This is a genomic window from Marinimicrobium alkaliphilum (genome assembly GCF_003259155.1).
GTDB lineage: Bacteria > Pseudomonadota > Gammaproteobacteria > Pseudomonadales > Cellvibrionaceae > Marinimicrobium_A > Marinimicrobium_A alkaliphilum.
The window spans coordinates 113,182-136,652 of the sequence record NZ_QGMQ01000004.1 but is presented as its reverse complement, the minus strand read 5'-3'; the positions used below and the strand labels follow the sequence as shown (position 1 = coordinate 136,652).

At 55.3% G+C, this 23,471-nt stretch carries 15 protein-coding genes; 10 read left to right on the top strand and 5 right to left on the bottom strand.

The features are described 5' to 3' along the window. Positions 1-30 precede the first annotated feature (30 nt). Entirely contained in the window at positions 31-2,694 is a 2,664-nt protein-coding gene (locus DKW72_RS07950) for a hypothetical protein (RefSeq protein ID WP_157960434.1), read from the bottom strand. A 404-nt stretch (positions 2,695-3,098) separates the two neighbouring features. Between DKW72_RS07950 and mrdA the strand changes: the two genes are divergently transcribed. After that, positions 3,099-4,961, top strand: coding sequence for a penicillin-binding protein 2 (gene mrdA / locus DKW72_RS07945; RefSeq protein ID WP_111641819.1), 1,863 nt, complete (start codon positions 3,099-3,101; stop codon positions 4,959-4,961). A 79-nt stretch (positions 4,962-5,040) separates the two neighbouring features. Here the strand turns inward: mrdA and DKW72_RS16515 are convergent, their stop codons facing one another. Continuing rightward, positions 5,041-6,672: a YfaP family protein gene (locus tag DKW72_RS16515; protein WP_198411273.1), complete on the bottom strand. Its 1,632-nt coding sequence runs from the start codon at positions 6,670-6,672 to the stop codon at positions 5,041-5,043. A gap of 611 nt (positions 6,673-7,283) precedes the next feature. Between DKW72_RS16515 and DKW72_RS07935 the strand changes: the two genes are divergently transcribed. Then, positions 7,284-8,396 carry a helix-turn-helix transcriptional regulator gene (locus DKW72_RS07935; RefSeq protein WP_111641818.1) on the top strand — a complete coding sequence of 371 codons (1,113 nt, stop codon included), beginning with the start codon at positions 7,284-7,286 and terminating at the stop codon, positions 8,394-8,396. 98 nt (positions 8,397-8,494) lie between these two features. Further along, the gene (locus tag DKW72_RS07930; RefSeq protein ID WP_198411272.1) at positions 8,495-12,112 is read left to right on the top strand and encodes a PKD domain-containing protein; all 3,618 of its coding nucleotides are present in this window, start codon (positions 8,495-8,497) and stop codon (positions 12,110-12,112) included. Between the two features lie 177 nt (positions 12,113-12,289). On the opposite strand, the gene DKW72_RS07925 is transcribed toward DKW72_RS07930, so the two are convergent. Beyond that, a complete protein-coding gene (locus DKW72_RS07925) occupies positions 12,290-13,813 on the bottom strand; it encodes an efflux transporter outer membrane subunit (protein ID WP_111641816.1) in 1,524 nt (507 codons plus the stop codon). A gap of 92 nt (positions 13,814-13,905) precedes the next feature. Between DKW72_RS07925 and DKW72_RS07920 the strand changes: the two genes are divergently transcribed. The 4 genes from DKW72_RS07920 to fabF all read left to right on the top strand — a co-directional run bounded on the left by DKW72_RS07920 (position 13,906) and on the right by fabF (position 20,103). Beyond that, positions 13,906-14,523, top strand: a complete 618-nt coding sequence (locus DKW72_RS07920) for a TetR/AcrR family transcriptional regulator (protein ID WP_111641815.1) — start codon at positions 13,906-13,908, stop codon at positions 14,521-14,523. A gap of 211 nt (positions 14,524-14,734) precedes the next feature. Then, positions 14,735-15,730, top strand: coding sequence for an efflux RND transporter periplasmic adaptor subunit (locus tag DKW72_RS07915; RefSeq protein WP_232522352.1), 996 nt, complete (start codon positions 14,735-14,737; stop codon positions 15,728-15,730). Further along, complete coding sequence (locus DKW72_RS07910) at positions 15,727-18,798, top strand: efflux RND transporter permease subunit (protein ID WP_111641813.1); 3,072 nt, start codon at positions 15,727-15,729, stop codon at positions 18,796-18,798. The genes DKW72_RS07915 and DKW72_RS07910 overlap by 4 nt, the downstream gene beginning before the upstream one ends. Before the next feature lie 45 nt (positions 18,799-18,843). Continuing rightward, the gene (gene fabF / locus DKW72_RS07905) at positions 18,844-20,103 is read left to right on the top strand and encodes a beta-ketoacyl-ACP synthase II (RefSeq protein ID WP_111641812.1); all 1,260 of its coding nucleotides are present in this window, start codon (positions 18,844-18,846) and stop codon (positions 20,101-20,103) included. Positions 20,104-20,143: 40 nt separating this feature from the next. Here fabF and DKW72_RS07900 read toward each other — a convergent pair whose 3' ends face one another. After that, positions 20,144-21,157 (bottom strand): zinc-dependent alcohol dehydrogenase family protein, encoded by a 1,014-nt coding sequence (locus DKW72_RS07900; protein ID WP_111641811.1) that lies wholly within the window; start codon positions 21,155-21,157, stop codon positions 20,144-20,146. 29 nt (positions 21,158-21,186) lie between these two features. After that, the gene (locus DKW72_RS07895; RefSeq protein ID WP_111641810.1) at positions 21,187-21,933 is read right to left on the bottom strand and encodes an NADPH-dependent F420 reductase; all 747 of its coding nucleotides are present in this window, start codon (positions 21,931-21,933) and stop codon (positions 21,187-21,189) included. 100 nt (positions 21,934-22,033) lie between these two features. Here DKW72_RS07895 and DKW72_RS07890 point away from each other — a divergent pair, with 100 nt between their 5' ends. The 3 genes from DKW72_RS07890 to DKW72_RS07880 all read left to right on the top strand — a co-directional run bounded on the left by DKW72_RS07890 (position 22,034) and on the right by DKW72_RS07880 (position 23,317). After that, a complete protein-coding gene (locus tag DKW72_RS07890; RefSeq protein ID WP_111641809.1) occupies positions 22,034-22,426 on the top strand; it encodes a winged helix-turn-helix transcriptional regulator in 393 nt (130 codons plus the stop codon). 133 nt (positions 22,427-22,559) lie between these two features. After that, a complete protein-coding gene (locus tag DKW72_RS07885; protein WP_111641808.1) occupies positions 22,560-22,838 on the top strand; it encodes a GNAT family N-acetyltransferase in 279 nt (92 codons plus the stop codon). 29 nt (positions 22,839-22,867) lie between these two features. Next, complete coding sequence (locus tag DKW72_RS07880; protein WP_111641807.1) at positions 22,868-23,317, top strand: YchJ family protein; 450 nt, start codon at positions 22,868-22,870, stop codon at positions 23,315-23,317. Positions 23,318-23,471: the final 154 nt, after the last annotated feature.

The following is a 23,471-nucleotide window of genomic DNA, read 5'->3' as shown; positions in this document are numbered from 1 at the left end:
CGCCCATCATACTACCAGGGCGGTTGGCAATCACTCCACCCAGTAATTGATGACCTGAAACGGTCGCTCAACGTTGGCTGGGTTCAGCTTGTACACAAACATCCCGAAGCTGTACACGGCATCCAACTCCAAGGTGCCGGGCGGCATGTCCCCAACCGTGCCCGTGAAGGTGACTTCCTCACCAACGGTAAAGCCCAGAGAGGCCTCGGTGTTGTTGGCGACGGTGAACCCTTGCATGACTTTCCCGCCGGTGGCCTTTACGGTGGTTTCGTAAGCAATCCCTACCGTAGTGGTAAATCCTGCCGCCAAACTTTCAGAGATGGCAACCGACTGATTGCCACTGCTGGTACCAACATCTTTGGGGCCTATGTGGGTGGCACCGGCCTGTGACAACATCTGGAAGCGGGTAGGGTAGCTGCTCGGGTCACCAATGGTATGGGAAAACACGCTGTCGTCAATTCTCAAGCCTTCGCCAACCAGACTGTCATTGTAAAAATCGCGATTGATCTGAAAGGTTCGGGGTGTGCGGGGCAATGAAATGACCATATCTTCACCGACCAGCTGTGGATACACCGGGTGCGACATGATCGTATAGGTGTATTGATCGTAGGGAATGACCGTGGCAATCACCGTGTCTTCCATGGGGCCGGTGGTATAGGTAACCGTTCTGGTCAGTTGATACCCCAGACTTGCCTCTGCCTTTAATGAAACGCCAACCGTCTGTTCCATCTCGACACCCACGTCGCCGACAATCGGCAAACTGACCCCTGCACTTATCCCGGTGTGATGCTTTACGGAGATCTCATGAGAAATGGAAGCATTGACACCGGTGGTTGTACCGGTACCCCATGAGGTGCGGCAGTCGGCGGAAACCTGAGTGCCATCATCGTAACAGGGCGGGGCAGCCAGAGCCGCATGCACAATTGGTTCGCTGAAAACAACCTCGTAAGAGCCTTCACTGTAGCTCAGCATAGTGCCGTCGGCGTCTACATTTATGGCGAGCACAATCGGTGGGCCACCGGATACGGACGTATCTGCCGGTCCGGAAAGCACCTCGGCATACAGTAATCCATCGGCAATATTACGGTTGCTTCCCCAGCGCCCGGTCAGTGGATCAATGCCCCAGATGGTGACTGCGGGCGTATGCACAAGAGAGGTACCACTGCTGTTTCTACGGGTAGCCACTGAACCAGCGCTGTAGACAATCACATTCTCTTTATCATCTGCGGTAACATTGCCCACTGCCATGGTGGTGTTGGCCCGGGTGACTCGTGCCCACGCATTATTTCCGGGGCCCTGTTTATAAATATATCTGTTGGGAATTCTGGCGGGAACCGGGTTCTCCTCTCCCACGTCGACCATCAAGCGAGTCCACGGAGTGCTCGCGTTGTAGAAATCCTCGTAAATCTCACCGTTGACCTGGATTTCATGATATTGATCGCCGTCGATATCCAGTGTATTAACCCAAATGTGCGCTACATGTCCGCTATTGCCGCCTGACTCACAGCCGGAACCCTGATCGTTTTTATGGGTAACGGAATGGTGAGCGCCGAGATTGGCAAAGTCGTTCAGGGAATGATCCAGTACATACTGAATGACTTCTACCGGTTCGCAGACCACCGGAAAACTGGTTAACGCAGCCAGTACGATTTCGTCCAGGCCATCACCATCAATATCGCCCAACGCAATGGATCCGGTAAGGCCGTTATAGGTAGCGTTTTCTGCCTCAGCGCTCAGGCGACCAGAGGAGAGCAGCGCGAAACTGTTCTGCTGATCATCGTAAACATAGTAGTCACTTCGGCCCGTGCCGGGCGATGAGTGTGCACCGCTGCCCCAAACCTCATTGATCAAAATCACCAGTTCGTAGCCCGCATCGTGATCCAGCTGTCCCGTGACCAACTCAACGCCAAGTCTACTGTTTTCTTGCGTGGCGGCGAAGGATTTACGGTAACTGCCATCCACCACATAGCCGTCTTCCGGACTGCCAGAGAGAAAATCAACGGTTACTGTCCCGGAAGTGTCATCTGCGACACCGATCACCAGGTTGCCAAGACGATCACCATTGAAGTCTCCACAGGCAATCTGCAGCCAGGATGGGGTGTTTACGGATCCGAGAATACTGATCGAGGATTCGGTAAACCCTGCTTCGTCGTCATCCAGCACCTGTAGCCTCATGGCATTATCACTGGCACTCCACCAGAACAAGACGGTCTCTTCCAGCCCGTCGCCATCCACATCACAGCCCGTAGCGTGGTTGTAAGGGCTACCTTTCCAGCCGGTATGCAGAGGGGCGTCGGGCATCTTCCGCGTGCGGTCTGGCGAATCGGGAACTCCCTGGACGTTGCTTACCCCAGGTTCAAATTTCAGAATATGAACGAACTCCTCCGGGCCATCGTCCTCCAGAACCAGCCCCGCGAGGAACAGTTCGCTCTTTTTCTGTAGGGTCCGGTTCTTACCAAGAGGGGTGTAGTCTTCCGGTAACGGGGCGTTGTTTCGGTCGACCCGCGCAGTTTCAGCAAGGCTGACGTTGAGGTTGGTCAGGGTTTGAGCCACCGGATCCTCGCCAACACTGCTGCTGGATGCGGAACTGGTGCTATCGCTATGACTGCCGTTATTGCCGGAAGGGTTGGGACCGTCACCATCATTACCTCCTCCACCGCCACAGGCAGACAGGAGAAGAAGAGCGCAAAACATAGTGGGCACGTAGAATCGTAGGGGAGGGCACGGGATATACATGGCAGGTACTTCCTGTCGGCTGATTAGTGTTGGCAACATTCTCACCAAACTCAGCGCAGTCTCTGCCGCGGGGATAGTCTCTTATCCCGAGTTAAATCACTGGCGTCACCCACTAAAGGTAGTTAAAGTCCGCGCATAGCGCAATTTTCTCAACCAACTCGAATGCTTTTAACAAGTACGATGAAAGACTCAAAAAGAATATGGATCGCCACCCAGTGGCTATGGCGCTACAATCACGAGCACCCAAATTGGACGTTTGTCGGTTTTACGCGGAAACCAAATCTGGCCATGGTGGTCTTACCCGACGTATCCCCCGTAAATAGTAGCGAATTTCCCAATAATATCCGTTTAGTCGAGGCATGATGTCAGAGTCGCAACGCTTTAAGGATCACCACCGTGAGGCGCATGTGTTCGCGAGCCGGTTAGTGGTGGTCGCATTGCTGATGGCTCTATTGATGAGTGTGCTAGTGCTGCGCTATTACAGCCTGCAGGTCACTGACCACCTTGCCTATGCGACGCAATCCGATCGCAATCGCGTGCATGTCCAGCCTATAGCCCCAACGCGGGGCCTGATCTACGATCGCAACGGTGTTTTGCTGGCCGAGAACCGCCCGAGCTATACCCTGTCCCTGGTGCGCGAACGAGTGCCAGATCTGAATGCGACCTTGCAGCTTCTCCAGACGCTGGTCGATGTGACTCCCGGTGATATCGAGCGTTTTAGCGAGCAGCTAACCCAACGACGCCGACCGTTTGAGGCGACCCCATTGCGTTATCGTCTGACGGAAGAAGAAATTGCCCGTTTGGCCGTGAATGAGTATCGACTGGATGGGGTAGAAGTGGATGCCCAATTAGTGCGCCATTATCCGTTTGGTGACCTGTTTGCCCACTCGGTGGGCTATGTCGGACGTATCAGTGAGAGTGATCTCATACACTTTGACGAAGACGATTACCGCCGCTACAGCGGCACTCACTCTCTAGGCAAGGTTGGCCTTGAGCGTGAGTACGAAAATTTACTGCTCGGCCAAGTCGGGCATCAGAATGTTGAGACCAATGCTAGAGGTCGAGTGCTGAGGGTTCTCGATCGCGCGGCGCCGAGCCCCGGACAGGATCTCCGCCTGCACATGGATATTCGCCTGCAACAAACGGCCGTCGCGGCACTCGATGGACGACGCGGCGCGGTGGTGGCATTGGATGTTGCGAGTGGCGGCGTTCTGGCCGCAGTGAGCCTGCCCAGCTATGATCCCAACCTGTTTGTGACCGGTATCAGTTTTGCCGATTATCGCCTGCTCAATGAGTCTGTTGATAATCCGCTGTTCAACCGCCTTGTTCAGGGGCAGTACCCGGCAGGGTCCACCCTCAAGCCGGTTCTTGGTCTTGCTGGCTTGCACCACGGTATTGTCGATCCTGCCTATTCGGTTCCGGATCCGGGCTACTACCAGTTGCCTGGTAGCAGTCACCTGTATCGGGATTGGCGCCGGCATGGCCACGGCGATAGAGTCAATCTGAAACAGGCGGTGGTCGAATCCTGCAACACGTATTTCTACGACCTGGGTCACCGCATGGGGGTAGATTCGATGCACAGCTTTGGCTCGCGCTTCGGACTCGGCGCCCGCACCGAGGTTGATATACCCACGGAGCGGCAGGGGATCTGGCCCTCTCGTGACTGGAAACGCAGCGCGCGCGGGTTGCCTTGGTTCCCGGGGGACAATCTGAACATGGCTATTGGTCAGGGCGATGTCCTGACCACGCCTATGCAATTGGCCGTCGTAGCCGCTACTCTGGCCAATCGTGGCGTACGCCACAGACCCCAAATAATCAGTACGATTGGAGAGATTCCTCAGGTTCCACATGTTGTTGATGTTCTCCAAGTGAGCGACGAGCACTGGGATTTTATGTTTGACGCCATGGGTGATGTTGTTCACGGCCCCCGCGGCACTGCTCAGGGGATCCGCCGTGGTGCCGCCTACCGCATGGGGGGCAAAACCGGTACCGCCCAGGCTGTCGCCACAGCGCAGGGCGAGAGATACGACTCCGAGGCGCTGCAAGAGCGCCATCGCGCTCATGCACTATTTATCGGTTTTGCGCCCCTTGAAAATCCTCAGATCGCCGTCGTGGTGATTGTCGAGAACGCCGAGTCAGGCGCGGGGGTTGCGGCACCCATTGCCCGCCGATTGTTTGATGCCTATTTGAGCGATCAATTTGCGATTCGAGAAGACTATGAGTAACATCCTGAATTGCCCCTGTGTGCGGCCTCCTCACCAAAGTGGGTAAGGATCGATCGATCTCATTTACCTTTTGGTGCCCCTACCAACGAATCACGACGTTCTTTGTTTGCCCCTCGAAGTCGATCTCTGCGACGCCACTGATGATGCAATATGTCGGGAACGAGGATCCTTCGGGGGTGAATTCCCACTCGATTTTGTAATACCTGGCGTTTCCCACGGTACCAGAGCGCGGGCCGTACAACTGGTACCAGTACAGCCCTTGGCTGTCGGTAGAACCCATGCCGCCTGGTTTAGCAATAAATCCTTCGGTGTAGCGATCAACCGTATTGTCGTAGGTGTATGCCTTTAGGGTGCCCGAATAGTTCAGCACAGTCGTCATGGGAATTGAGCTCCCATCGAGCCCGGTAATGTACGTTGTTCGTGTTGTCTCGCAGTCTCCCGTCGGCCGGTAAACCTTAACACCAAAGGCCCCCGTGGCCGGGCCAATGCTCCCGCCCGAACCTGCGCCGCCACTCGAGCCTGTACCGCCTGAGCCTGTACCGCCCGAGCCTGTACCGCCCGAGCCGGCATCCCCAAGGCCGGCATCCCCCGAGCCTGCATCCCACGAGCCCGCGCTGGTTATTGTAAAGGTAGTTATAACATCGTACTGGTCGTAGCGCGTCAGCGTGCCGCTAAACGTCTCAATAGTGGCTCCACGGCGCAGCGTCACTGTGTAGGCCGTCGGCAGATCCCCCGAATAATGGTGGACTTCCACTCGGTAGGACCCCCCTGGTGGCACCTGTTCGTAAAATATGTTTTCGGGGCCGTAGCCTTCTGTGTTATCGAGATCTAGATAGCCGCCACTGCTTGAGGCGGGGTTGGCGTAGTAAATATGGCCGCCAAACGTCTCTTCGATGACGTGCAGGTCCACGTCGGCAGTCGTGTTCCAGGTTAGCGTGACTTGCACGTCGCCGGTGCCGACTGGCTGGACTCTCAAATTCGCCGTACGCGTACTGCTCCAAAGGCTGGGGTCATTAAAACCGGGCCACATGCTATCGAAAAACTGAGCGCAGCACGGCTCGCCTTGCGGAAGCATGGCGGCCGTGAACTCGACCGGAAAGGTCCGGGCTTCGCTAACAGTGGCTGTCGGGGGCATTGGAGGGACAGCGATGCCGAAGCACGAGGGTCCTCCGCCACCACCGCGGCAAGGCATGGCGGTCTGCGTGAAGAACTGATCGACGGCGGCCTGGACTTCCCCCACGCTAGTATCCACAGGAATGACGAGATAGTCATCCGCACCAACGACCTTCATGTAGATGGCACCGATCTGCATATTCGCTTGAATCGCCGGAAAACTAAGCTCGATGTCACTAGCGGAATACTTGGTTAAAGCGATGGTGTCTTGCATTTCGATGTCGCCACCGAACGCGCCTAGAGGCACCGGCACTGTGCCGGATCGGCGAGTCGCACCTTCAATGTTCAAGGCCTGAGATAAGTTCTGCGGCGTGTTCACCTCATACGTACCGCCGCCAGTATTTGCGTCGCCACCGCCAGTATTTGCGTCGCCACCGCCACCGTCAGCATCGTTCTCACAGCAACCGCAGCCAGTGAGCACCAGGCTGGCAAGCACCGCCAGCATCAATCCACGCCTATTGGCAGATACGGCTCCGCGTAAAAAGTTAATCATTTTCAGTCGAGTGTGTCTGGACGAAAATTCGGTAAAGGTCAGCATCGCAGCTCCTTAAGATGACGGTCGTGCATCAAACTCAGAAATGATGCTTAGCTTAGAACGGTTGCGGGGGGCTGTCATACTCAATTTTAAGTATGCAGTTCTTGTTGCAAGGTTGTACCGTTACGTAGGGGGTATTTTCGGATAACCGCAGAGCGGTTGCCCCCGTGTCTTTCTTGATTACGGCAATTCTTTCCTGCAGCTTCTCCAGAGTGCCTATGGATCCATCCGTTGACTCTTCCGCTGGTTCGTCGGCGTGGCCAGCGATTGAGAGGCTGCCGAAAACGGCATATGCGCGCCTCAAGCGATCATAAGAAGAATATCAGTCTTATAGCCGATTCGGGCAGTCTTACTATTTGTAAAATAAATCGACACCAGCGGACCTGATTATTTCAAGTCAAATTGAAACCTCTTGCCTCGGGCGAAAGTAGCAGATTGCCACTTATTGATATGTACAAAATTGCGCTTCTCACTTACATGATACATAATTTAGTGCCACCTCACGGGGAATCCTGTCCGAATTGGCCGGAAGCTGTAGCTGGAGAATTAACGAGCAACTGGATAGAAGTACCCAATAGCTTTTCTGTAGAAGCGTGATTAGCAAGGAACCTTTTATGAGAAGTTTGGAGGCTCAGTGGCAAACGACGGTTCAAAGTTTTGGTGTCGCCGCATCTGGGATGGGTAGTTGGACAGATGCACTTGGCAACCTGGCACAGATAACCGGATCGAAGGCGGCGCAGTTAATCGGCTTGGGCCCAAAATCGTCAATTCCATTTAACTGCATTTACGGTTTGGGGAATGATTGGATAGAGGACTTTCAAAGAATTGGCGGAGCTAATCCGTCAATCAATCCCTTTGTGCGGGCTGGAACAAACATTCCTGAACTGACTAGCCGTTCAAGTGAAGAGTTCCTTTTCGAACCTGAGCGGCGAACATCGGTATTTATCAATGAACATGCCAATGTTTATGATATTCCGTACGCGTGCCTGACCCCCTTAGTTCTCAACAGAGAAATGCTAATCGGACTGGCAGTCATGAGGGGTAAGAGCCAACAAAACTTGTCGCCACCGCAAAGAGCCATTTTTAATGGACTATCTCCAATCATACAGTCAGCAGTTAAGTTGCAGTTGGCATTAGAAAGTCAGACCATTGAAACTGTAAAAGCAACATTTGAGCGGTTGTCAAAGCGAGTTGTCATATGTGATCAATGGGCTAATATCACCTCGATTTCCAGTGCTGCTGAAGATTTCCTATCCAAAAGTCCAGTCCTTAAGATAAAAAGCAAAAAAATAAAAGCGTTTAGTCATGCCGATCAGGAAAAACTTGATGCTACTTTCTTAGACATGTGGTACAAGCCTAGAAGTTTCTTTGTGCCCACCGCCAAGACACTAGTGTTAGGAAAGTATCAGGATTCACCCCTTATAATGGAAGTAATTCCCATCGCACAAGAGGGCCACTCCCTGCTTTTCGATTATCAGCTATTGATTGTCATAAAAGAAAAGGTTACAGCGTGCGATATCGTAAAACGGGTCTGTGATTACTATGATCTTACGCTTCGGGAGGCGCAGATAGCGATAGCTGTGACAGAAGGGAAGTCCCCGGTGGCCATCGCCGGCATTCTGAGCGTTTCTGAAAGTACGGTGCGGACCCATATCCGCAATATCCACATGAAGCTGGATACCCACTCCCTTTCCGGGCTTACGTCCAAGATATACCTCCTCAAATAGTTATATACGCCAATTACCTAATTTTAGGTATGACAAACTATTTGCCCTATGTTCCAATTTTTTCAATTGGTGCGACTATATGGGCAAGGAGGGGTATTGTGAAAATCTCTATCAAAATCAAGGTGTTATCTGTCACGCTTGGAATGGTTCTGTTGTCCACTGTGTCGCTGATAAGCAGGGCCGAAACCTGGGTGCAGGGCGCACTAAGTGGCGACGTGGTGTGGAACCAAGCAGGTAGCCCTTACGTAATATCGACGAATGTTCTTATTCGCCCTGACGCAAGACTTACTATCGAACCGGGCACACAGGTATTACTTGGAGAGCAATCGGCTATTCAGGTAGAGGGTGAGCTCAGGATTCTGGGCGTCTCAGACAACCGGGTCAGCTTTGGAGCCATTGAGTCAGGCAAGCATTGGGGGGGCGTGTTCTTTCAATCGGGTAGTATTGGCTATCAGTTGGATGGTGATGACTATAGCAGCGGCTCTATCTTGTCCTATGTCGATTTCATTGATGGCGGCAACTCAACACTCAGTGATCGTCCGGTGATAGCCATTGAACGCGAGGCACCCTACATCAACAATATTGCAATTCTGAACAGTATGGGTGGCGGAATATTGAGAGGCTACATTGCTGACACGCCCCTGATTGTAAGAAGTTCAAAGTTCAATAACATTGAAGGGTATGCGATAAACAAGTCTGCAGGTAGTTTAATACTAACAGATTCTGAATTTATAACTGGTGGTGTAGCCGTTGGTATAGGAAGCACACCGCCAAGTTCAATAATAAAAAATAACTATTTTTCAGGGTATCAATTAGGAATAGCTGGTTGTAGTGTAGACATCTCAGCTAACGTTTTCTATGAAAATGGGACTGCCTTTTACCTGTCGTGTATCAATAATCGTATCTACGGCAACCTGATAATCAACGGAACATCGCCGCATTTTTCATCTTCGGATGACGACTTTACCGACAATATGATCATTGGATATGTGGGCTCGAACAGTATAAGCATTCAGGGATCACATAACCTGGTTGCAGATAGCCGCATATTATCAAACTCGAGTATGGCTACAATTCAAGGTAGTGGTCATAGCTTTGTTAATAACAGCGGATGTGGAGATCCGTTTTTCGTTATACCGGGCAATCATCAAATCCTGAATAGCCTTTTCTATAATAATTCCTGCGGCAATGAAGCGGCCACTATGGCCATGATTCAACTTAGTAGTTCGGGAACACGAATCAATAATAGCAATGTTGAGCGTAGTGGCTTTAGTATTTTGATGGGAACGTGGGCTGGGCAGGGACAGTATGTCAATGCAACAGATAACTGGTGGGGCACTTCGGAAGAAGCAGAAATACAAAATTCTATTCGTGATTTTTACACGTCCTCTGGTTTGGCAATTATCGATTTTTCACCCTTTCAATTAGAGAAAATTTCTGATACTCCCATTTCACCGCCACGCAATATCCAAGTTAACACCCTTGGGGATACCATAGCGGTTAGCTGGGATCACACCACCCATCCCGATCCGGCGGGGTATTTTGTCTATTGGGGCAAGAAAGATGCCCCCTTTTATCAGTATCGTCAGGATGTTGGCTTAGCGACCGAATATTCTATTGAGTCGATAGGACCAGGAAATTGGTACGTGGGTGTAACGGCTTATAAAGCCAGCTACGCCGGCGCAGTAGATGATCCGGACGTTCCTGTAGATACACGAATGACCAGGGGTCATGAAAGTTGGTTTTCCCGAGCAGTCGCTAGACCCTTGGCATTTGAATCTGAAGTGACAGCCAATTTGTTGACAACCTACCCTCAAACAAAACAAATTACTATTGAGAATAAGGGCTATAGCCCTTTAAACATACAGGGAATTTCTCTCAATTTCCCCAATCAGTTAGACGCTGAAATACTGACAGATGACTGCAGTGAAACCCTGGTGGCTTCATTTCAAAGTTGTGTCATAAGTGTCAGTTTGAAAGCCTTGGCATCAGGATCGCTTTCGGGAGCCATTGCTGTCTTCACGGACGGGGAAGACTACGAGACAATGGAAATAAGTATCTTGGCAGAAGCTGAAGACGTCCCCAGAGTATCATTATCAACAACTAGCTTGAGCTATGGCACGCTTATTTTAGGTGAAACATCAAATTTGGTCTTGGGCTTGGAAAATAATGGTACGGCTCCGTTGCTGATTGAAAACCTTGAGTTTGTCAGTGCGGATTACGGCTTCTACCCAACAGGGAATTGTGATGTTATCGCCCCAGGCACAACCTGTGACTTGCAGCTGGCGTTCAATCCGGTGAGAACCGGCAATGTGTCTACGGAATTGCAGATTAGCCACAACGATCCCGTGACACCGAAAATTACAATTGACTTGGCCGGTGCGGCAGTTCTACCTGTTAGCCTCAAGCTGATTTCAGCGGACAAGCTATCTGGATATGTTCCTCTTGATGTGCAGTTCTTTGCGGATGCAGTTGGTGGTTCTGGTGCCTATGATTTCCTGTGGACCTTACCTTCGGGGGACTCCTTTGAAGGTCAGAGCGTAAGTTTAAGCTTTCTGGAGGTGGGCGAGCAGGAGGTGATGCTAAAAGTGCAAGATGCTAGCAATCCACTCAACAATGTTCAGGGTCTGATAAGTATCAATCCGATTGCTGAAAGCCAGTTTAATCCAGTCTCGATTAGTAAAATGTCGGCCGATGCAACCTATGGGGCTGCGCCCTTGAACGTGAATTTTCAAGTCGATGTTTTGGGGGGCGATGGAACCGTTACCTATCTATGGGATTTTGGCAACGGTTCATCATCGACACAGAAGAATCCTAGTTTTGACTTTATTGCCCCTGGCACCTATTTGGTGAGCGTTTCGGTAACCGATTCGGAAACAGGTAGTACTACCTCGGCAAGTATGCCAGTTAATGTAGTCGCGGGCCCTGAACCGATCACCTTGCTCAGCTTGGCGAGTGTGTCTGCCAGCCAATTGTCAGGCCTAGTCCCACTGACGGTTGACTTTTCTGCTCAGGGGCAGGGGGGTAGTGGTGACTATCTCTATAACTGGAGAATCAATGGGGAAGAACATTCTGCAGGCGGAGACTGGCAACATACGTTTGATGATCCTGGTACCTACGACGTAGAAGTCACCTTAAAGGACGAAAGTTCCGGGTTGGAAGCGAAAGCGACGCTTTACATTCTTTCAGTTATCCAGCCTGAAACACTGAGTGTCAGTTTTGATCTCGCCGTTAACTCGAGCACCGCGCCTGCGTTGGCAACTTTCAGCGCGATGGTCGAAGGTGGCGTCGCTCCTTATGACTTTGAGTGGGACTTTGGTGATGGCACCCATTTGAATGAGATCGTCGCTGGTCAGTCTCATCAGACCCAACACGAGTATTTATTGCCAGGAATGTACGATGTGCTATTGGTTGTTCGCTCATCGGCAGGGATAGGTTCTACATTGAATCAGCAAATCTTTCCTGTATCGTTCACGATTGGCCAAGCCCCGGATCCAATTGAAAACCCAATCGATGAAGAACCGGTTGATCCCGCTCCGGAGCCAGAGAATCCAGCAGCACCCGAACAAGGATCTCCGAGTAATCCAGAGAGCTCTGGAGGCGGGAGTTTTAGTTTGATTGAGATTTTAGGACTACTCATTGGAATCTTGATTTTGAACGCAGTCGGTTCGCTCGAAAGAAAGCGAATACAAATAGAGTCCGACAAGGAAGTGTGAAGCTTGAGAATGACTCATAACAGGTGAAGGCACTGTGCTGCTGGTAAAGGAGAACTCTCCTGGCTGTAGAAGAAGTTTTATGGCGAGGAACGCCTAAAGACCAGGATCATTCTCGAGCTGTGAACCCCTCCCGAGACCTTCAGGTGCGCTTTCCTGACGACGGGGGGAGAGATCAATTCAGTCGAGAGATTCGGTCTTCGAATATTCCGAGTGCATCGAGCGGATTAGGTCATTAACCAAGTTTGTGCGGGCGGTGCTTGGATGCGGTGCGTCCCATCCGCCTCCCAAAGCCCTAAATGAGGCAATAGCAGCACGTGCGGTTTCGGTTTGTGCCTGTGCCTTTGTGTCGCTTATTTGCAGCAAGTTGGCGTCGGCATTGAGCACTTCGATCAGGCTGACGACACCACTTTCATAGGCGGCAAGTGAGTTTTCGCGGGCTCGGGCGAGAGAGGATTCACCCCGCGCCAGAATGTCGACCTGGGCCTCGCGTTTAACAAGCGCGGAAAAGGCGTTTTCGACCTCATCAGTTGCGCGCAATACGGCTATACGGTAAGCGGCGAGCGCTTCGGCTTCCTGGCCGCGCGCAGCGGCAATCTGTGCCTCAACGCGGTCAAAGTCGAACAGGCGCCAGCGAAGCCCGAGCACACCTTGGGCTTGACTGGCATCGCTGGAGAAGAGGTTACCGCTCGATAGCGTGGTGGCACTGCCCAGCAGTGCGCCGAGCGAGAACTTGGGGTAGTACTCCGAAATCGCCATGCCAATGCGCGCATTAGCAGCAACGAGGCGCTGCTCGGCCAGGATGAGGTCCGGGCGCCGCCGAATCATCTCGGCCGGCGTGCCGGTTTGTGCCAGGCCTGGGGCAGCCGGGATTGGCGCCACCTGACTCACTTCGGTACGGTAGGTACCAGGCTGCGCACCGAGAAGCACGTCCAGCGCGTTCATCGCCGATTCGAGTCCGGCCTCAAGAGCCGGAATTTGTGCTTCGACTTGAGCGAGCGCCCCCTCGGCCTGGTTCACCTGAAGCTCGGCAGCAACCCCCTTCTCGTACTGGAATTTGATCGTGTCGAGCAGTTCGCGACGGGTTTCAGCTTGCTGTTCAGCAATCGTGATACGCGCCTGTAACCCCCGGATCATGACGTATACGTCCGCCGTTTGGGCGGCTACGGCCAGCCGTGTCGCGACGACACCCGCTTCAGATGCCACATACTCCGCGCGCGCCGCTTCCCGTCCTCGCCGCAGGCCACCAAACACATCGATTTCCCAGCTCGCACCAAGATTAGCCTCAAAGGCGCTTCCACTGCGGTCGAAACCGGGGGTGACAGAAAGCACTTGCCCTAGCGGCGTCTCGACTGACTGGTATACTTTTGCAGCCTGAGCGTTCACATTGGCCGATGGCAATAGGGCGGCATCGGCTTGGCGCAATGATGCTCGGGACTGGGCGAGACGTGTCGCCGCTTGCACGATGTCCAGGTTCTGCTCGACGGCGAGGACGACGAAACGCGCTAGCATGGGATCATCGAAGGCGGTCCACCAGGCTTGGAGGTTTGCCTTGTCTTGGCCCTCACGCTCCTCGACGCCCTCCTGCCCGAGGAAGCGAGCCGACAAGACCGTCTCCGGTGGGTTATAGTCGGGGCCCACAGCGCAACCCGCTAAAACGCTGATAGTCAGTAGAAAGGGGAGGGTGCGAGGACAGGTGGGCATGAGAGTCTCCGGGATACAGAATTGTGTAAGTAACCATAATCCAGTATGGTCACTAGTTGTCAAGCTAAAGAATGCGAGGTATCGTTTTCCCCATGAGTGAAATTACATCTTCCGCCCCGCAGTCGCGGGGCCCTGCCGATCATAGTGTTCGTGAGCAGATCGTGGCGGCCGCCGAAGAACACTTCAGCCACTACGGGTACGAGAAGACCACGGTCTCCGACCTGGCCAAATCGATCGGTTTTTCAAAGGCTTATATCTATAAGTTCTTCGATTCCAAACAGGCCATCGGCGAGGCCATCTGCTCCAGGACCTTGAGCGCCATTCTCGTCGCGGTTGAAGAGGCCGTAGCAAGTGCGACCACGCCAACGGAGAAGTTTCGGAGAATGTTCAAAGCACTAGTGGCGACCGGCTCGGACCTGTTTTTCAATGATCGCAAGTTGTACGACATCGCCGCCCACTCCGCAGGCGAAGGGTGGCCCTCAGCTCGCGCCTATGCGCAGCGCATAGAACAGATGTTGATGGAGATCGTCCGTGAAGGACGGGAAAGCGGCGATTTCGAGCGCAAGACACCCCTGGATGAGACCGTACATTCAATCTTTCTGGTCATGCAGCCCTATGCGAATCCCCTCCTGCTGCAGCACAACCTGGATCTCGTTGAAGACGGGCCCGTGCAGCTTTCGAGCTTGGTGCTACGCAGCTTGGCGCCGTAAAGCGCTGAATATATGTGTTTGTGACTATTGACAGAAATGGTCACAAGTTGGAAGATGGAGGCCTTATTCACTGGAGGTCGCCATGCTTCAGCACCGTAATACCCATTTCCTCGCTATCGTCGTTCTGCTGCCCTTGGTTCTGGCGGCTTGCAGCGACGGCAGCGCTTCAGCCGATCCCCGGACGCAGAATCCCTATGTACGAGTAGCGACCGTGGAGGCCGACCTAAAGGCCGAGCGTTCATTTACCGGTATTGTTGCCGCGCGTGTGCAAAGTGATCTCGGCTTTCGCGTACCTGGCAAGATACAGGAGCGTCTAGTCGATACAGGTCAGGCCGTCGAGCGCGGCCAGCCACTGATGCGTATCGACCCCACGGATCTGGTGCTCGCCGCGCGAGCCCACGAGCAGGCCGTGGCTGCCGCCAGGGCGCGCGTGCGCCAAACCACTGAGGACGAGGCGCGATACCGCGACCTGGTCTCTCGAGGCGCGGTGTCAGCATCCGCCTACGACAGTGCCCGTGCAGCCGCCGAGACGGCTCGGGCGGATCTCATGGCGGCCGAGGCTCGGGCGGACGTTGCACGCAATGAGACCGACTATGCCGATCTTCTCGCCGATGCTGACGGGGTGGTGGTGGAAACGCTGGCAGAACCCGGTCAGGTCGTTGCTGCCGGTCAGCCCGTGGTGCGGGTGGCCCATGCTGGCCCCCGCGAGGCACTTATCGACCTCCCCGAAACGCTGCGACCAGCGGTCGGATCCACGGGGCGTGCGACCTTGTATGACCGAGGTCTAACCGACTCGACAACGCTTCGCCAGTTGTCGGATGCCGCACATCCTCTGACTCGGACTTTCGAGGCGCGCTACCTACTGGAGGGCCGTCTGGCGGACGCCCCGTTGGGCTCGACCATCTCCGTTGACATTCGGATCGACACTTCCGCCTCGGCCCAGCAGGTACCGATAGGCGCGCTCTTCGATTCAGGCAAAGGGCCGGGCGTATGGCTGATCGAAGGGGAGACGCCGCAGGTCACGTGGCACGCCGTACAGGTGGTTGGCCTCAGCGATGAAACGGCGTCGGTCGTTGGCGACCTCGACGTGGGTGATCGCATCGTGGCGCTAGGCGCGCACTTGCTGCACGAGGGCGCGCAAGTCCGGTTATTGGATGAGCGCGCGGTTACCACGGGCTTGGCCGTAGATCGCGGTGAGCAGCCATGAGCGCCTTCAATCTTTCAGCCCTCGCGGTACGCGAGCGCTCGGTCACTCTCTTTTTGATGGTGGCGATTTCCATCGCCGGCATTGTGGCTTTCCTGATGCTCGGCCGGGCTGAAGACCCTGCTTTTACCGTAAAGCAAATGACGGTGGTGACAGCTTGGCCCGGCGCTACCGCAAAGGAGATGGAAGAGCTGGTCGCCGAGCCCCTGGAAAAACGCATGCAGGAACTGGACTGGTATGATCGGACGGAGACCTTCACGCGCCCGGGCTTAGCCTTCACTACGGTGTATCTGCTCGATAGCACGCCACCCGCCGAGGTCGCCGAGCAGTTCTATCAGGCACGTAAGAAGCTTGGCGATGAGGCCAGCAGCCTGCCCAGTGGCGTCATTGGCCCCATGGTGAATGACGAATACGCTGATGTGACCTTTGCACTTTATGCGTTGAAAGCAAAGGGCGAACCTCATCGTCACCTCGTTCGCGAAGCTGAAAGCATGCGACAGCGTCTGCTTCACGTGCCGGGCGTCAAAAAGGTGAATATCATCGGCGAGCAGTCCGAAAGGATCTTTGTCGAGTTCTCACATGATCGCTTAGCGACTCTCGGTGTTTCCCCGCGCGACTTCTTCGCGGCACTGAATGGGCGTAATGCGATGATGCCCGCTGGCTCGATTGATGCGAGGGGCCCCCAGGTTTTCATTCGGCTTGATGGCGCGATCGATGACCTTGAGGCGATACGCAATACCCCCGTCTATGCACAGGGCCATACGCTGAAACTTGCCGATATTGCCGAGGTGAAGCGGGGCTACGAAGATCCGGCCACTTTCCTCATTCGCAACAACGGTGAACCAGCCGTGCTGCTCGGTATCGTCATGCGGGAGGGTTGGAACGGCCTTGATCTCGGTAAAGGGCTAGAAGCGGAAGCTGAAGCTATCAACGCCGAGATGCCGCTTGGCATGACACTCTCCAAGGTCACCGACCAATCTGACAATATCCGTTCGGCCGTCGACGAGTTTATGCTCAAGTTCTTCGCCGCCCTCGGCGTGGTGATGCTGATTGGCTTCCTCAGTATGGGGTGGCGTGCTGGCATCGTGGTCTCGGCGGCTGTTCCCCTGACACTTGCCGCCGTCTTTATCGTCATGGCAGCCACCGGCATAGCCTTCGACCGCATCACTCTCGGCTCGTTGATCCTGGCACTGGGGCTCTTGGTCGACGATGCGATCATTGCTATTGAAATGATGGTGGTGAAGATGGAGGAAGGCTACGACCGTATTCGTGCCGCGGCCTATGCATGGAGCCACACCGCCGCACCCATGCTCTCCGGAACACTGGTGACAGCGATCGGCTTCATGCCGAATGGCTTCGCCAAGTCCACTGCTGGCGAGTACACCAGCAATATGTTCTGGGTCGTTGGTATCGCCTTGATCGTGTCGTGGATCGTGGCCGTGGTGTTTACGCCCTATTTGGGGGTTAAGCTGCTTCCGAATTTCAAGAAGCGCGAGGGCGGCCACGGGGCTATCTACGCCACGCCCAACTACGAGCGTTTCCGTCGGCTGCTGGGTTCGGTGATCCGCCGTAAATGGCTGGTCGCGGCGGGGGTGATCGGTGCCTTTGGCATCGCGATCCTTGGCATGGGCGTGGTCAACAAGCAGTTCTTCCCGGCCTCTGATCGGCCTGAGGTGCTGGTCGAAGTGCAAATGCCGTATGGCACCTCAATTGAGCAGACGAGCGTGGCGACCGCCAAGGTCGAGGCTTGGCTCGCCGAGCAGCCGGAGGCGACAATTGTCACGGCCTACGTGGGGCAGGGGGCGCCGCGCTTCTATCTCGCCATGGCACCGGAGCTGCCTGATCCCTCGTTTGCCAAGATTGTCGTCCTCACAGATGATCCAGCAGCGCGCGATGCACTCAAGTTCAGGTTGCGCCAGGCGGTGGCCGATGGCTTGGCACCCGAGGCACGCGTGCGGGTGAACCAGTTGGTATTCGGTCCGTACTCGCCTTTCCCCGTGGCTTTTCGTGTGATGGGTCCCGATCCTGATGAGCTGCGCGGCATCGCGGCCCAGGTACGTGCCGTCGTGCAGGACTCTTCGCAGATGCGAACGGTTAACACCGACTGGGGCGCACGCGTACCCGCATTGCGTTTCTCGCTTGATCAGGATCGGCTGCAGAGCTTTGGCTTGACCTCGAACGATGTCGCCCAACAGCTACAGTTCCTGTTGAGTGGCATCCCTATTACCGAGGTACGCGAGGACATCCGCTCGGTTCAGGTCGTGGCCCGTTCGGCTGGCAGCACAAGGCTTGACCCAAGCAGGATCGCTGATTTCACTCTGACCGGAGCCGCCGGCCAGAAAATTCCGGTATCGCAGATTGGTACGATAGACGTCCACATGGAAGACCCCATTCTGCGCCGCTTCGACCGCACGCCGACGATCACCGTGCGTGGTGATATAGCGGAAGGCCTGCAGCCACCCGACGTGTCCAAAGCCATCTGGGAAGAGCTTCAGCCGATCATCGCCGCACTGCCGGCGGGCTACCGGATAGAGCTGGGCGGTTCCATTGAGGAATCCGGCAAGGCGAATAGTGCCCTGGTGCCGCTGTTCCCCATCATGATCGCCCTGACATTGACCACGATCATCTTCCAGGTTCGCTCGATCTCTGCCATGACGATGGTGTTCGCCACCGCGCCGCTAGGCCTCATCGGTGTGGTGCCTACCTTGTTGTTGTTTCAGCAACCGTTCGGTATTAACGCGCTCGTCGGGCTTATTGCGCTGGCCGGCATCCTGATGCGCAACACGCTCATCCTGATCGGTCAGATTAGCAGCAACAAACAGGATGGATTGGTGCCTTTTGACGCGGTGGTCGAGGCCACCGTGCAGCGTGCCCGCCCGGTCATCTTGACCGCGCTCGCCGCCATTCTGGCGTTCATACCGCTCACTCAATCGGTGTTTTGGGGAACGCTGGCCTACACCTTGATCGGCGGCACCTTCGCGGGAACGGTGCTGACCCTGGTGTTCCTGCCGGCGATGTACGCCATCTGGTTCAGGATCAAGCCGGTGGCGAGGGAAGGGCACATCGCCTAGTTATGAGCGTTGTGGTCATCACGATTTTGAAACGAGGAATAAAGTATGCGTAGAGTTGTTGTGACAGGTCTTGGGCTGGTTTCGCCATTGGGTGTCGGCGTAGAACCCAACTGGGCTCGGCTTTTGAATGGCCAGTCTGGTGTCAGGCGATTACCCGAGGCCACGGTGAGTGATCTTGCGGTAAAGATCGCCGGGGTGGTCCCGGATCACCTGGAAGATCCAGAGGCCGGATTCAATGCCGATCGCTTTGTGCCTGTCAAGGAGCAGCGGAAGATGGATCGATTTATGCTGCTGGCACTGGCTGCGGCGGAGGAAGCCGTGACCCAGGCAGGATGGCATCCCAAGCACGCTCGTGAGCAGGAGCGTACCGCTACGGTGATCGCATCCGGGGTGGGTGGCTTTCCGGCAATTGCCGCCGCAGTGCGCACGACGGACACCCGAGGCGCACGGCGCCTTTCGCCTTTTACCGTGCCTTCCTTTTTGGTCAACCTGGCTGCGGGTCATGTCTCTATTCGACATGGCTACAAGGGGCCCATCGGGGCGCCGGTAACCGCTTGCGCCGCCAGCGTCCAGGCGATTGGTGATGCCGCAAGAATGATTCGAGCGGATGAGGTGGATGTCGCCATCTGCGGGGGAGCCGAGGCCTGCATCGACACAGTGAGTCTGGGGGGCTTCTTGGCCGCTCGCGCGCTCTCCACGAATTTTAACGATACGCCGGCGCAGGCCTCTCGTCCTTTTGATATCGCCCGGGACGGATTTGTCATGGGGGAGGGTGCAGGACTTCTTGTTATTGAAGAACTGGAACATGCGCTTGCCCGCGGTGCGACGCCTATCGCTGAAATCGTCGGTTACGGGACGACGGCTGACGCCTACCATATAACATCAGGTCCCGAGGACGGCAGTGGTGCCCGGCGAGCGATGTCAAACGCGCTGGCGCAGGCAAAATTGAGTCCCGTTGATATTCAGCATCTCAATGCCCACGCTACCTCCACACCCTTAGGGGATAGGGGAGAGCTTGCGGCCATCAAGGCCACCTTCGGCGACAGGGTGGCCGTAAGTGCGACCAAGTCGGCCACCGGGCATTTGCTCGGGGCGGCCGGGGGCCTGGAGGCGATTCTGACGATCCTGGCGCTCCGTGACCAGATTGCACCACCCACACTCAATCTGGAGAATCCGGATCCCGCTAGCGAAGGGCTTGATTTAGTGCGAGGTACATCACGTCCACTCTCGATGGAACACGCCATATCCAATGGCTTCGGCTTTGGTGGCGTCAACGCCAGCGTCATTTTCCGGCGTTGGCGTTGACGCCGGGGGAGGGCGCTATCCGAGCTGGAGAGTCCTGGGGCTAATGTGCCACGTCGATGACGACCTTGCCGACATGATTCCCGCTGGCAAGACGCTGGTAGGCATCGCGGTATTCCGCGAACGGATAGACCCGATCAATGACCGGTTTCATTTCATGTTGGGCCATGGCGGCGAGCAGCGCTTCGAAATTCGTCCGCGGGCCAATGGCCGTGCCAGCAACTCGCAGAGAGCGTGCGAGTATGTCGATCGGTGGCAAGCCACCACCGACGCCGCTGGTGAATCCGACCTGCGCAATCTCCCCTCCAATTCGGCAGGATGCCGCTGATTTGACGATGGTTTTCTCCCCCGCGATATCGATCACCTTGTCAACGCCTTTGCCATTGGTCAGCTCGAGGATCTCGCGTTCCCAGTCCGGGAAGGTGCGGTAGTTGACCACGGATTCTGCGCCCAGCGCTTTCAGTGTTTCGGCCTTTTCGTCGGTCGAGGTGATGGCCAGGACGCGAGCACCAAACATTCGCGCCACCTGGAGAGAGAACAGGGCGACACCGCCTGTACCCTGGACCAGCACCGTTTGACCAGGCTGAAGGGGCGACGACAAATTGAGGCCTGTCCAGGCCGTAACCGCGGCGCAAGGCAAGGATGCCGCTTCTATGTACGATAGGTAGTCGGGCAGATGCACGATGGCGTTTTCGTGCACGAGGATAGACTCACCCAGCCAGCCGTCGGCTGATATGCCAAAGCTGTTCAAATGGTATTCCGCCAGCATCGGCCCGCCGATCCAGAACGGGTTGCAGCTTGCCGAAACCCGATCGCCGACTTGGGTGCGGGTTACGCGCTTGCCAACCGCAACAACCTCTCCCGCGCCATCCGATAAAGGGATACCGTTTTCTTGAGTTGGCCCACCGTATTGGCCATCCAATATCACCTGATCGCGAAAGTTCAGGGAGGCGGCGTGAACCCGAACCAGCACATCATGGTCCCCGGGTGAAGGTGTCGATTCGTCGTATAGTTCCAGGTCCGGCTTGTCGCCGGCAGTCCGTCTTACAGCTTTCATTTCTCTTCTCCTTTCGTGGAATAATCAGATCAGTCAGGCCAGTTCAGGGAGCGATTGAGCGCGACGATGTCATTGTGGGTCGGGCTCGCACCGAGCGACCCAAATTGTTCAGGCAATTGAGCGCGCTTTCGGGGTGCCTCGCCTTCCACGGCAGCGGCCAGCGCTTTGCGCATTGTCTCGGCATCCCAATCGCAGCAGTACGAGGGCGTTGAGGGCTGTTGTCGCCACGACTCCTCCAGAGTGCCGCCATCCACCGGGTCAAAGCCGATCTCGTCCACGAGTCCCATGACCGTGCGTTTCTGCTCAACATCGTCTCCGGCCACCGCAACCGCAAGTCGGTCTTCCGCCCCGTGGGGATGGCCCAGCTCGGCCAGGGAATAGGCAAGAATGTTATTGAAGGCTTTGATCACGGGAAGACCCAGCTGTTGCGAGACCCATAGGCTCTCTACCTGCCCCGCATCCATCTCGGGAATGCGTGGATCTCCCAGCTCGGGGTAGTAGTTGCTTGTGCTAACCACCGGAACCGTTTTTCGGATGCTTTCGAAGAGCGATTTGGGGAGCTTGGCAATCGCAGAGAGCGGGATCGCCAGGATAACCAGCTCCACTCCCTCGACTGCGCCGCGCGTGTCGACAGCCTCAGCACCGATTTCGTCGGCGAATGGCCGAACGCTCTCAGCTCCCCTGGAGTTTGCGACCCGAACCTGATGCCCCGCCGCGCTTAGCTTGCGGGCAAGCGTGCCGCCGATATTACCGATACCCATTACGCCAATTTTCATTTCTGTACTAGCCTCCGCCGTTGCTTTCGATCAAAATAGAGATAAACAGACGTAATGACAAGAACCTACCAAAAAGTGCAATACCCACCGGGAGGTAAGCATGGCCGATCGAGACTGGCGCTGCGAGGACCCTGAACAGCAGCTCGTCTGGGCTTCTGCGACCAGCGAAGCTTTGAGAGTGCTTGAGGGCAAGTGGAAAATCGTCATCATCATTCAGCTGTTTGCGGCCAAATCGCCTTTGCGGTTTTCCGAGCTGGAACGACGTATTGAGGGGGTGAACCAGAAGATGCTGATCCAGCAGCTCCGACAGTTGGAGAAGGATGGCATTGTCACACGGATGGTTTATCCGCAAGTGCCCCCAAAGGTGGAGTACACCTTGACCGAGATGGGGATAGCGCTCGGTCCCTCAGTGGAGGCGCTGATTGACTGGGCCTTTATGCGCCGTGAAGCTCTTGGCAGTCAATCGGAGACAGGTACTGACAAAAGTGGTTAATGCTCGCCAAAAGGTCAGTCTGATCGAGGAAAACGATTGTATGACCCTCAAAACCCTTAACTGGGATGAGAGCCTAGAGGTCAGTAGGAGCAAGCTTCATCTTCAGGCAATATAGACAAAATAGGAGGCCGATATGAGCACAGACACCGTTATCCACGAGCCGGAAAATAAGCGCTTCATCATTCCACTCGACGGCGATACCCCCGCAGAGCTGAATTACACCCTCAGCACCGGCCAATCACGCGAGCCGGACCAGACCGTCGTTGACTTTACCCGCACCTATGTGCCTCCCGAATACCGCAATAAAGGACTGGCTGAAAAGCTGGTTCGCCAGGGTATCTCTTGGGCTGAAAGTCGAGACTACCCAATGAAAGCCAGCTGCTCCTATGCGGCGAAGTTTTTGCGCCAATGACACCGGTCGATAGTGACGTAAGTGATCTCATGAGTGACACCCAGGTTTGTCCCTGTGGCAGCCAGCAGGCCTACGACCGCTGCTGCGGCCCATACCATGCCGGAGAGCCTGCGCTCACACCCGAGGCGCTGATGCGCTCACGGTTTAGCGCCTTTGTGCAGGGCCGGGCGGATTACCTGATGGCGACCTGGCATTCCTCAACCCGGCCCAAGAGCCTGGATTTGGCTGACAGCCCGGATTGGGTGGGTTTGGAGGTGTTGGCCAGCGACGCCAGCGGAGACCAGGGCCGCGTTCACTTCAAAGCCTATTACCGTGCAGGGTCTCAATGGCGTTTCCTGGAAGAACACTCGGACTTTCTGCGCGAGTCGGCGCGCTGGTTCTATGTCAGCGGCAAGACCCGGGATGAAAGCGTAAAGCCGGAGCGAAACGACATCTGCCTGTGCGGCAGTGGGCGTAAGTTCAAGCGGTGCTGTGGGTAACAGAGCCCACAGGGTAGGGCAGCCGTGCGATAATGGCGCCCTAAGTGGCGCAAAAATCTTGATAAAAGCTTGATTTAGCCTGTAATATCAACGATCTACGAAACGAATTTAAAACAGACCTGAACCTTCCTACGAGCACCAATCCGGCGTTACC

Bases quoted from the DNA above. Each gene is read 5' to 3' on its own strand.
- DKW72_RS07920 (WP_111641815.1), top strand. From the start codon at position 13,906: ATGAGTGAAATTACATCTTCCGCCCCGCAGTCGCGGGGCCCTGCCGAT.
- DKW72_RS07885 (WP_111641808.1), top strand. From the start codon at position 22,560: ATGAGCACAGACACCGTTATCCACGAGCCGGAAAATAAGCGCTTCATC.
- DKW72_RS07880 (WP_111641807.1), top strand. From the start codon at position 22,868: ATGAGTGACACCCAGGTTTGTCCCTGTGGCAGCCAGCAGGCCTACGAC.
- DKW72_RS07950 (WP_157960434.1), bottom strand. From the start codon at position 2,694: ATGTTTTGCGCTCTTCTTCTCCTGTCTGCCTGTGGCGGTGGAGGAGGT.
- DKW72_RS07910 (WP_111641813.1), top strand. From the start codon at position 15,727: ATGAGCGCCTTCAATCTTTCAGCCCTCGCGGTACGCGAGCGCTCGGTC.
- DKW72_RS16515 (WP_198411273.1), bottom strand. From the start codon at position 6,672: ATGCTGACCTTTACCGAATTTTCGTCCAGACACACTCGACTGAAAATG.
- fabF (WP_111641812.1), top strand. From the start codon at position 18,844: ATGCGTAGAGTTGTTGTGACAGGTCTTGGGCTGGTTTCGCCATTGGGT.
- DKW72_RS07890 (WP_111641809.1), top strand. From the start codon at position 22,034: ATGGCCGATCGAGACTGGCGCTGCGAGGACCCTGAACAGCAGCTCGTC.
- DKW72_RS07900 (WP_111641811.1), bottom strand. From the start codon at position 21,157: ATGAAAGCTGTAAGACGGACTGCCGGCGACAAGCCGGACCTGGAACTA.
- mrdA (WP_111641819.1), top strand. From the start codon at position 3,099: ATGTCAGAGTCGCAACGCTTTAAGGATCACCACCGTGAGGCGCATGTG.
- DKW72_RS07935 (WP_111641818.1), top strand. From the start codon at position 7,284: ATGAGAAGTTTGGAGGCTCAGTGGCAAACGACGGTTCAAAGTTTTGGT.
- DKW72_RS07925 (WP_111641816.1), bottom strand. From the start codon at position 13,813: ATGCCCACCTGTCCTCGCACCCTCCCCTTTCTACTGACTATCAGCGTT.
- DKW72_RS07895 (WP_111641810.1), bottom strand. From the start codon at position 21,933: ATGAAAATTGGCGTAATGGGTATCGGTAATATCGGCGGCACGCTTGCC.